The organism is Occultella aeris (assembly GCF_902703175.1).
Classification (GTDB): Bacteria; Actinomycetota; Actinomycetes; order Actinomycetales; family Beutenbergiaceae; genus Occultella; species Occultella aeris.
In genome coordinates this window covers 92,443-102,010 of the sequence record NZ_CACRYJ010000032.1, presented here as the reverse complement: position 1 = coordinate 102,010, position 9,568 = coordinate 92,443, and the positions used below count along the sequence as shown (strand labels likewise).

The following is a 9,568-nucleotide window of genomic DNA, read 5'->3' as shown; positions in this document are numbered from 1 at the left end:
CCGCGGCACCGTGGACCCACCCGCCCGGGACCCGTTCGCCCTCGACCTGCGCACCGACCCGGAGCTACGGCGCCTGTACTACGAGGCCGAGCACCACGACGGGTACCTGCGCGACGTCGACGTGTTCTCGGCGGGCATCTCCATCGACGACAACATGTCCGTGATGGTCGGCTACGGCCACGGCGCAGTGCTCACCTACTCGCTGAACGCCCACTCGCCGTGGGAGGGATACCGGGTGACGGCGAACGGCACCGAGGGGCGCGCCGAGCTCGAGGTCGTGGAGCGTTCGGCCGTTGTCCCGGACGCCGACGGCCATCCGATCCTCGACGCGAACTCCCCAGCCAACGTGGCCGGCGCGGATGGTGTCCGTGCCCGTGGGCAGCGACTGCTCGTGCAGCGGCACTGGGAGGTCGCGCAGGAGGTCCCGATCCCCGTCGGCGAGGGCGGGCACGGCGGTGCCGACGGCCGGCTCCTGACCGACGTCTTTCGCGGCCCAGCCGTCGATCCGCTCGGCCGCCCCGCCGGGCTCGCGGACGGACTGCGGTCGGTGCTGGTGGGCATCGCGGCGAACGACTCGCGCCGCACGGGCGCCCGGGTGGACATCGCCGACCTCCTGGCCGGCACTTCCGTTCCCGCGGTGCTCGCCGAGCCGGACCCGGCGCGCCCGTAGCCGCACGGGCACCGACGGCCGACGGCGGAGCGTGCCCCGCGTAGCGTCAGTCCGGTTCGATCGCGGCGAGGGTCGCGGTGTCGAGGCCGAGGATGGCCTCCTCGTCGGGGCGGTGCCGCAGCACGTTCTCCACGTAGGACGCCAGCGCATCCGCGAGCGGGATGTCATGGCCGGCGTTCTGCGCCATGAACCAGCGGTGCTCGAGCACCTCGTGGTAGACCTCTGCCGGCTCGAGCTTGCCGCGCAGGTCCCGCGGGACGGCACGCACGGTCGGCTCGAACACCTCGGAGAGCCATTCGTGCGCCACGAACTCCTCGTCCTCGCCCTGCTGGTCGGTGGCCGCCTGGTAGGTGTCCATGTCGTTGAGCAGGCGGCGCGCCTGGTTCTCCCCGGCGTCAAGGCCGGTCAGCCGCATCAGCCGGCGGTGGTGGTGACCGGCGTCGACCACCTTCGGCTGGATCTGCACCGTGGTGCCGTCCACGTCCGTGGTCATCTGCAGCTCGCCGACGTCGTAGCCGAGCTCGTTCAGCCGCTGGATCCGGTCCGCGACACGCCACCGTTCGGCTGCTCCGAACTCCTCGGCGCCGGTCAGTTCGTTCCAGAGCTCCTCGTAGCGCTGCACGATCATCTCACCGACCGCGACGGTGTCCACGTCGTCCACGAGGAGGTCCCCGGCGGCCAGATCCATGAGCTCGCCGATGATGTTCACCCGGGCGATCTCCAGGTCGTACTCCCGCTGGCCCTTGGTCAGCGTGTCATGCAGGTCCCCGGTCTCGGCGTCCACGAGATAGGCGGCGAACTCGCCCGCGTCCCGCCGGAACAGGGTGTTGGACAGGGACACATCGCCCCAGTAGAAACCGGTCAGGTGCAGCCGCACGAGCAGCACGGCGAGCGCGTCGATGAGGCGCGTGGCCATGTCCGGGGCCAGGTAGCGGCTGAACAGGGCCCGGTACGGCAGCGAGAATTTCAGGTGCTTGGTGATCAGGACCGAGTTCAGCTGCTCACCGTCGGGGGAGGTGCGGCCGGTGATGACCCCGACCGGTTCCACGGACGGCACATCAAGCCGGTTCAGGTCGCGCAGCAGCGCGTACTCCCGGTAGGCGACGGACTCACCGATCTCCTTGACCGCGATGACCCGTCCGGAGAGCTTCACGAAGCGGACCACGTGCCGGGAGATCCCGCGGGGCAGCGCGGCCAGGTGCGACTCGGGCCACTCCTCGAGCGGTACGTGCCAGGGCAGGTCCAGCAGCGCCGGGTCCGGGGCCGCGGCCGTGATCTGCAGGGACTGAGGCATGGAAGAAGTCTCTCAGGTTCGGCCGGTGAACGTGTGCGCCGGTGCCGGGCGGACCAACCGGGGCACACGCGAGGGGGCGGGCCCCGTCAGGAACCCGCCCCCTCGTGTACTGCTGTGGATCAGGCCGGCAGACGCTCGCCAGTGGCGGAGGAGAACACGTGTGCCTCGCCCGGGCGGACCTTGACCCAGATCTTGTCGCCCTTCATCGGGGGGCGGCGCGGGTCGACGCGCGCGATCAGCTGGGCCTCGCCGGCGCCGGAGGTGACGTGTTCGGCGACCTCCTTTGCGGAGAGCTGGCCGTAGACGAACGCGTCCGAACCGAGTTCCTCCACGAGGTTCACGTTGATGCCGAACGCGCCCTCTTCGCCCTCGGTCGAGACGTCCAGGGACTCCGGACGGAAGCCGAGGGTGATCTCGCCCTTGTCCGCCTCGGTGAGCGCGTCGATCGTGGTCCGGGTCAGCGGGATGTGCGTGTCGCCCAGGTTCGCCTTGCCGTCCGCGACGGAGAAGGTGCCCAGGTTCATCGCGGGGGAGCCGATGAAGCCGGCGACGAACACGTTCTGCGGGGTGTCGTACATCTCCCGCGGGGTGCCGACCTGCTGGAGCAGACCGTCCTTGAGGACCGCGATGCGGTCGCCCATGGTCAGTGCCTCGGTCTGGTCGTGGGTCACGTACACGGTGGTGACCCCCAGACGACGCTGCAGCGACGCGATCTGCGTACGCGTCTGGACGCGGAGTTTGGCGTCCAGGTTGGACAGCGGCTCGTCCATGAGGAACACCTGGGGCTGACGCACGATGGCGCGGCCCATGGCGACACGCTGACGCTGACCACCGGAGAGCGCCTTCGGCTTCCGGTCGAGGTACTCGGTCAGGTCGAGGATCTTCGCGGCCTCTTCGACGCGCTCGCGGATCTGCGCCTTCGGGGTGCCGGCGATCTTCAGGGCGAAGCCCATGTTGTCCGCCACGGACATGTGCGGGTACAGCGCGTAGTTCTGGAACACCATCGCGATGTCGCGGTCCTTGGGCTGGACGTCGGTGACGTCGCGGTCGCCGATGAGGATGCGGCCGGAGTTCACGTCCTCAAGGCCTGCGAGCATCCGCAGCGAGGTGGACTTCCCGCAGCCGGACGGGCCGACGAACACCATGAACTCGCCGTCGCCGACCTCGAGGTTGAGCGAGTCCACCGCGGGACGCTCCTGGCCCGGGTACACCCGGGTTGCTTGGTCGAAAGTGACCGATGCCATGTTGGTCTTTCCCTTCACCGGCAGGTACGTGCCGGACGATCCGTTGTGAAAGGTGTCAGAGTGTCTCCGCTGACACGGTTCGCAATCGTTGCGAGCCAGGACCGATTGTGCCACACGTCACGGTGTGGTCTGCGTCGCCCTCCGGTCCGCGAGATGCGTCAGCATCCGCGCGACCGCTCGCTCGTCCGCGACGCGGTGGCCGGCGACCGTCGGGGCCTCGCCCACCTTCACGCCGACGTCGCCCGCACGCAAGGTGGCCAGCGCCGTCTCATCGGTCACGTCGTCGCCGGCGTACAGCACCCGGGGCCCGACGGCGGAGGTCACCTCCCCGGGTGCGCTCGCCTCCCGCGGTGGTGCCGGTGGGCCGCCGAGCGGCCGCGCCCGCAGGCGCTCGAGGGCTTGCCCCTTGGTCACCTCGAGCACCGCCAGTTCGGCGACCTGGTTGCCCCGGATCGGGTGCACCCCCAGCCACGCGCCCGGTCCCGCCATCGCCGCGGAGAGCGCCTCGTCCGCAGCCGCAGGAGGAAGCCCTCGGGTGTGCAGGGCTGCCGCGGCCGGCTTGTTCTCGACCCACGCGCCCGGGTACGCCGCGGCCAGCTCGGCCAGCGCGTCGGCGACGGCGGCGCGCAGCTCGGCCTGCGCCGTCGTCAGCTCGAAGGGGTCCAGGTGCAGGGTGCCGTCGGCGCCGACCTCGCCGGTCTGCCCGCCGTGGCTGCCGACCAGCCAGGTGCCGGCGGACGGCGCGGCGAGGGTGAGCAGGTCCGCGGCCGGTCGGCCGGAGACCAGCGCGAGCTGCACGCCCGGGTCGGCGCCGAGCCGCGCCAGGGCGGCGGAGGACTCCGGCAGCGGGCGGGAGTTCGCAGGATCCTGCTCGAACGGAGCGAGGCAGCCGTCGAAGTCGAGGGCGATCAGGATCGGCGAGGATGCGGCGAAGTCGTCGAGCGCCGCACTCAGGGTGTCATCCATGCAGTACTCCTCGGGCTCGTGATCGCGCGCATGGCCGTGCTTGCGCGCCTTCATGCGGGTGCGGGCTCAGACGTGTGAGGTCCGCTGCGGCACCGCCTCCAGCACGGACAGGAACGAGTTCGCCCAGTGCGCGACGTCGTGCTCCAGGACGCGTTTGCGCAACGCGCGCATCCGGCGGCGCCCCTCCCGGGGATCCATGGTGGCGGCCCTCATGATCACTGACTTCATGCCCTCGATGTCGTGCGGGTTGACCAGCAGGGCCTGGCTCATCTCGTCCGCGGCACCGGCGAACTCGCTGAGCACGAGGACCCCGCCGAGGTCGCTGCGGGCGGCCACGTACTCCTTGGCGACCAGATTCATGCCGTCCCGTAGCGCGGTCACCAGCATCACGTCCGCCGCCCGGTACAGGGCCGCCATCTCCTCCTGCGGGTAGGAGTGGTGCATGTAATAGATGGCCGCGCGCCCGAGCGAGCCGTGCTCGCCGTTGAGGTTCCCGACCATCACCTCGACCTCGTGGCGCAGCGTCTTGTACTCATCCACCTGCTCCCGGCTCGGGCTGGCCACCTGTACCAGCGCGGCCGCGGGCACGGTGAGCTTCTTCTCGGCCACCAGCTCTCCGAACGCCTTGATCCGGTGCCGGATGCCCTTCGTGTAGTCGAGCCGGTCGACGCCGAGCAGCAGCACGTCCGGATCGCCCAGCTCGGAGCGGATCTCGGCGGCCCGTTTCTCCACGGCCTCGGTCCGGGCGAGCTCGTCCAGCTGCGCCGAGTCGATGGAGATCGGGAACGTCGCGGCCCGCACGTGCCGCTCCGGGCGGGTCCAGTGCTTGCCGATGGTGATGACCTGACCGCGGGTGCCGTAGGAGGTGAACCGGCGCACGGCGCGCAGGAAGTTGGCCGCGTCCCCGGTGCGCTGGAAGCCGACCAGGTCCGCCCCGAGCAGCCCCTCGATGACCTGCCTGCGCCAGGGCAGCTGGCCGAACAGCTCAACCGGCGGGAACGGGATGTGGTTGAAGAACCCGATCCGCACGTCCGGGCGGAGCCGCCGCAGCATCTGCGGCACGAGCTGCAGCTGGTAGTCGTGGACCCAGACCGTGGCGTGCTCGGCGGCGTTCACCGCGGCTGCCTCCGCGAACCGGCGGTTCACCTCGAGGTAGGCGTTCCACCAGACCCGGTGGTACTCCGGATCGGCGATCACGTCGTGGTAGAGCGGCCACAGGGTCGCGTTCGAGAAGCCCTCGTAGTAGGTGGCGATCTCCTTGGCGGACAGCGGCACGGGTGCGAGCCACATGTCGTCCGCCTCGAACGGCTCGATCGTGGTGTCCGCGGCACCGGACCACCCGACCCAGGCCCCGCCCTTGGCCCTCATGATCGGTGCCAGCGCCGTGACGAGACCGCCGGGCGAGCGGGTCCAGGTACGTTCGCCGTCGACATCGTTCTGGATGTCCACGGGCAGGCGGTTGGCGACAACGACGAAATCGTGAGTGCCGGACATATCCCTCAGTTCTTCAGTGGCGTGGCCCCAGGCTATCGGGGCGCCGCCCGATCTGCCCGAGGGCGGCCATGCGTGGGCCGAGCGGCGGGCCGCCCCCGGCCGCCCCGGATGGTGGCGTAGGTTGCCGATATGGACGAGCGCCCGGTCTCCTCCCCACTGCGTGAGGTGGGTGGATACCGGCTGCTCGCGAGGCTGGGCGCGGGCGGCATGGGCACCGTGTACAAGGCCCTCGACGCCGAGGACCGGTTCGTCGCGGTGAAGTTGTTGCACCCGGTGTTCAGCGCGGACGAGGCGGCCCGGGAGCGGTTGCGCCGGGAGGTGGCCACCCTGCACCGGGTCCGTGGGGAGCACGTCGCCCGGGTGCTGGACGCCGAGGCGGACTCCGACGAGGCGTTCATCGTCACCGAGCTGATCGACGGGCAGTCGCTGGAGGACTCGATCGTCGAGCACGGGCCGATGGACGCCGAGGAGTTGGCGGGCCTCGCGAACGGGTTGGCGCAGGCACTGCAGGAGATCCACGCCGCCGGTGTGGTGCACCGGGACCTCAAGCCGGCCAACGTGATGCTGACCGATGACGGCCCCGTCGTGATCGATTTCGGCATCTCCCAGCTCGCCGACGACTCCCGGCTGACCCAGACCGGCATGGTCACCGGCACCCCCGGATACGTCGACCCCGAGGTGATGCGCGGCGCCGACCCGGGGTCCGCGGGGGACTGGTGGGGCTGGTCCGCCGTGCTCGTCTACTCGGCCACCGGTCGGCCACCGTTCGGGCGCGGCCCCGGGGTGCTGATGCGGGTCGAGGCCGGCCGCGCGGACGTCGCGGGCCTGCACCCGCGGGTCGCGCAGGTGCTCCGCCGTGCACTGCACCCGGACCCCGACCGTCGGATGGGCGCCGAGACCGTGCTGCGCGCACTCACCGATCACGCCGAGGGCCGGGAGGTCACGTCGCTGCTGGCACCCGGCGACTGGGACGAGGGTGGCCACGGGCCCGACGGCGGAGGCTTGGCCGGTGCCGACGGCGCGGGTTCCTCGGGTCGTGACCGCGACGACGGTGCCGGTTACGACGGTGCCGGTTACGACGGTGACACCTACGACGGCGAGGGCTCCGCCGGTCGGTCGCCTGCAGCCGGCGCCGTTGGTGCGGCGGGCGCACTGGGTGCGGCGGGTGCTCTGGGCGGCGCGGCCCACGCTGCTGCGCCGGGTGGCCCACCGCCGTCGTATCTGCCGTCGGCCGGTGCTGATGACCTACCGCCGTCGTACTCGCCGGCGGGCGGCGCGACCGGTGCGGGCGAGGTGCCGCCGTCGTACTCGCCGGCCGGGGTCCGCACGACCGCGCTGGGCGAGGAGCCGCCGTCGTACCGGCCGCCGAGCGGTCAACCGCCGTCGTACGCGCCGTCCGCCGGCTCCGAGACGGAGTCCGGCGCCGATGGCACCTCGGGGCCGCGCGATCCGCAGCCGGGCGACCGCCCGGCGACCGCCGTGATGCCGCTCGCCCTGCGGCAGCAGTACCCGCCGACGCAGGCGACCCCGCTGCGCGAGGTCCAGCCCACCGCGTCACCCCTGTCGCAGCAGCCCATCCCGCAGCAGCAGGTGGCGCAGCAGTACGTGGCGCAACCACCCAGCCAGGTTGCGGGCCCGCCCAGCCGGCCCACGCCGTCGGACCCCTCCTGGCAGCCGACCACCTCCGGGGAACTGCTCGACCAGCCCGGCCATCTGGGGCCGCCCGGCCAGGGTGAGGTCCCCGGCCAGTGGCCCGCCTGGGCCATCCCCGCAAAGCCGCGGCCGGGCGTGACCGGCGCCTGGTGGTTGGCCGCCGTCGGGCTCGGCGCGCTCTGGCCGTCCTGGACGCTGCTGGTGTTCCTCGCCGTCTTCCTGCTCGTCGGCACCGTGGGCTCCGCGGCGCGGGGTCTGCGCGGGCGACGGATCCGGCGCGGCCCGGGCAAGTGGGACCTGGTCACGGCGAGCCTCGCCTCCCCGTGGCACCTGGTCCTCTCCGCGCTGCTGACCCTGCCCGGCCTGATCGTCGCCGGGCTCGGCGGAGTCATCGTGTGGGGGCTGGCGTCGCCGTCGGTGCCACTGAAGTTCGTGGTGCCCGCCGTCGTGGCGGTGGTGACGCTGCTGCTGTGGTGGACCCCGTCGAGCGGGCACGCGCGGGAGGGGGCCCGGTCGGTGCTCGCGGTGTTCGCCCCAGGGGTGCGCGGGGCCTGGGCCTGGGTCGCCGTCGCGCTCGCCCTGCTGGCGACGGCCGCGGCGCTCCTGCTCCTCGGCAGCGCCGACGCGGACTGGGCGCCGTTCGAGCAGCCACCGATCCCTCGCTTCTGAGTCCGACCGTGGTGTCCGGCGACAGCTCGCGGCGCCCCGGGCAGGTCCTGCGGCGCTGACGCAGTACCTGGTGCCTCAGCAAGACGGTTCTACCGGTCTGTCTCGGGCGGGATGTACTGCGTGAGGGCAGGAGGTGGTGCGCGCATCGACAGGGATGTGATCAGACCCCCATTCCGATCCATCAGGTGCGCGCCGTATCCTGTGGGGCGTGACCGGTGGCTGGAGCAGGCGTGTGCGCGCACTCGCGCGCCCGACGTCCCCTGCCCTGCTCGTCGCCACCGTGCTCGCCTGGCCCGCACTGACCGCCGGCTTCACCGCGCTGCTGCGCTCGAGCGAGTGCGTGCGCGGCACCGGCCTGATCGGGTTCGTCGCCCAGAACGTGGCGCAGATGCGCGGGGTCGCGGACTGTCCCACCGGGTACGTGGGCTTCGGGCCACACACGGCCACCCTGCTCGGGGTGTTCGCCGCGCTCGCGGCGACCGCCGTGCTCGCGAACCTGGCCGCCGTCGCCGTCGGGCACTGGCTGGCGAAGGCCGCGGCCGCCGTCCGCGACGGCATCGCGATGTTGCTGCGCTCGCGGCGACCCGAACGACCGAGGGCGACCCCCGCCGTCGGGCAGATGTTCGTCGACTGGCTGGCCAACTCCGTGGCCGCCGATCGTCCCTCGCGGCAGGTGTTGCGCCGCGGTCCGCCGGTGTGCGCGTAGGCGCGCGGAAACCGCAGCCGACCAGCACGCCCTCCGCACCCGCAGCGGCCAGACGCCGCGCACCCAGGACAAGGACGACTCCCATGGCAGCGAACACCCCCAAGGCGACCCGCGAGGAGCGCCGCGAGGCGGCCCGACTCGAGGCGGCCCGTCTGCGCGAGCAGGCGGCCAAGCGCGAGAAGCGCAACCGCGGCATCCTCATCGGCGCCGTCGTACTCGTGATCGCGCTGATCGCGACCGCCGGCTTCTTCATCTACCAGGCCGCAGGGCGGACCCTGCTCTCGGACTTCGAGGGTGAGGTCCCCGCGGGTTCGAACCTGCACGGCGGCATCCCGATCGGCGCCGAGGGCGCCGGCAGCCCGAACGAGGGCGCCGTGGAGGTCGACGTCTACCTCGACTTCCTGTGCCCCTACTGCGGTCAGTTCGAGCAGGTCAACGGCGAGGACGTGGCCGCGCTGGCCGCGGACGGCACGGCCACCATCACCTACCACCCGCTCGCCAACCTGGACAGCGCGTCGGCGGGCACCATGTACTCCACCCGCGCCGCGAACGCGTTCGCGACCGTCTCGGCGGCCGAGCCGGCCATGGCCCTGCCGTTCGCCGAGGCCCTCTTCGCGAACCAGCCGGCCGAGGGCGGCCCGGGCCTGACCGACGAGGAGATCGTCGCGATCGCCGTCGAGGCGGGCGTGTCCCAGGAGGTCGCGGACTCCCTCGCGGCGGGCACCTACACCGACTGGGTCGGTGTGGCCACCCAGCAGTCACAGCGCGACGGCGTCAGTGGCACCCCGACGATCCACATCGACGGTCAGGACTGGAGCGGCAACTGGACGGAGCCGGGCGCGTTCCTGGCCGCCGTCACCGACGCCGCCTGA

The 9,568-nt window shown here is 72.1% G+C and carries 7 protein-coding genes and 1 pseudogene; 4 read left to right on the top strand and 4 right to left on the bottom strand.

Features of this window, described 5'->3' with window-relative positions; translation table 11 throughout:
• A pseudogene (locus tag HALOF300_RS27005) lies at window positions 1-670 on the top strand (Gfo/Idh/MocA family oxidoreductase); the annotation flags it as partial.
• Window positions 671-716: 46 nt separating this feature from the next.
• On the opposite strand, the gene HALOF300_RS11795 reads toward HALOF300_RS27005, so the two are convergent.
• The 4 genes from HALOF300_RS11795 to HALOF300_RS11780 all read right to left on the bottom strand — a co-directional run bounded on the left by HALOF300_RS11795 (window position 717) and on the right by HALOF300_RS11780 (window position 5,668).
• The gene (locus HALOF300_RS11795) at window positions 717-1,964 is read right to left on the bottom strand and encodes a DUF4032 domain-containing protein (protein ID WP_156741133.1); all 1,248 of its coding nucleotides are present in this window, start codon (window positions 1,962-1,964) and stop codon (window positions 717-719) included.
• Between the two features lie 119 nt (window positions 1,965-2,083).
• Window positions 2,084-3,208: an ABC transporter ATP-binding protein gene (locus HALOF300_RS11790; RefSeq protein WP_156741132.1), complete on the bottom strand. Its 1,125-nt coding sequence runs from the start codon at window positions 3,206-3,208 to the stop codon at window positions 2,084-2,086.
• Window positions 3,209-3,325: 117 nt separating this feature from the next.
• Window positions 3,326-4,174: a trehalose-phosphatase gene (gene otsB, locus HALOF300_RS11785; protein WP_156741131.1), complete on the bottom strand. Its 849-nt coding sequence runs from the start codon at window positions 4,172-4,174 to the stop codon at window positions 3,326-3,328.
• Between the two features lie 66 nt (window positions 4,175-4,240).
• Complete coding sequence (locus HALOF300_RS11780; protein ID WP_156741130.1) at window positions 4,241-5,668, bottom strand: alpha,alpha-trehalose-phosphate synthase (UDP-forming); 1,428 nt, start codon at window positions 5,666-5,668, stop codon at window positions 4,241-4,243.
• A gap of 129 nt (window positions 5,669-5,797) precedes the next feature.
• Between HALOF300_RS11780 and HALOF300_RS11775 the strand changes: the two genes are divergently transcribed.
• The 3 genes from HALOF300_RS11775 (at window position 5,798) to HALOF300_RS11765 (ending at window position 9,568) form a co-directional block, all read left to right on the top strand.
• The gene (locus tag HALOF300_RS11775; RefSeq protein WP_156741129.1) at window positions 5,798-7,990 is read left to right on the top strand and encodes a serine/threonine-protein kinase; all 2,193 of its coding nucleotides are present in this window, start codon (window positions 5,798-5,800) and stop codon (window positions 7,988-7,990) included.
• 208 nt (window positions 7,991-8,198) lie between these two features.
• Window positions 8,199-8,696 carry a hypothetical protein gene (locus HALOF300_RS11770; RefSeq protein WP_156741128.1) on the top strand — a complete coding sequence of 166 codons (498 nt, stop codon included), beginning with the start codon at window positions 8,199-8,201 and terminating at the stop codon, window positions 8,694-8,696.
• A gap of 83 nt (window positions 8,697-8,779) precedes the next feature.
• Complete coding sequence (locus tag HALOF300_RS11765; protein WP_156741127.1) at window positions 8,780-9,568, top strand: DsbA family protein; 789 nt, start codon at window positions 8,780-8,782, stop codon at window positions 9,566-9,568.

Bases quoted from the DNA above. Each gene is read 5' to 3' on its own strand.
- HALOF300_RS11790 (WP_156741132.1), bottom strand. From the start codon at position 3,208: ATGGCATCGGTCACTTTCGACCAAGCAACCCGGGTGTACCCGGGCCAG.
- HALOF300_RS11795 (WP_156741133.1), bottom strand. From the start codon at position 1,964: ATGCCTCAGTCCCTGCAGATCACGGCCGCGGCCCCGGACCCGGCGCTG.
- HALOF300_RS11780 (WP_156741130.1), bottom strand. From the start codon at position 5,668: ATGTCCGGCACTCACGATTTCGTCGTTGTCGCCAACCGCCTGCCCGTG.
- HALOF300_RS11765 (WP_156741127.1), top strand. From the start codon at position 8,780: ATGGCAGCGAACACCCCCAAGGCGACCCGCGAGGAGCGCCGCGAGGCG.
- otsB (WP_156741131.1), bottom strand. From the start codon at position 4,174: ATGGATGACACCCTGAGTGCGGCGCTCGACGACTTCGCCGCATCCTCG.
- HALOF300_RS11775 (WP_156741129.1), top strand. From the start codon at position 5,798: ATGGACGAGCGCCCGGTCTCCTCCCCACTGCGTGAGGTGGGTGGATAC.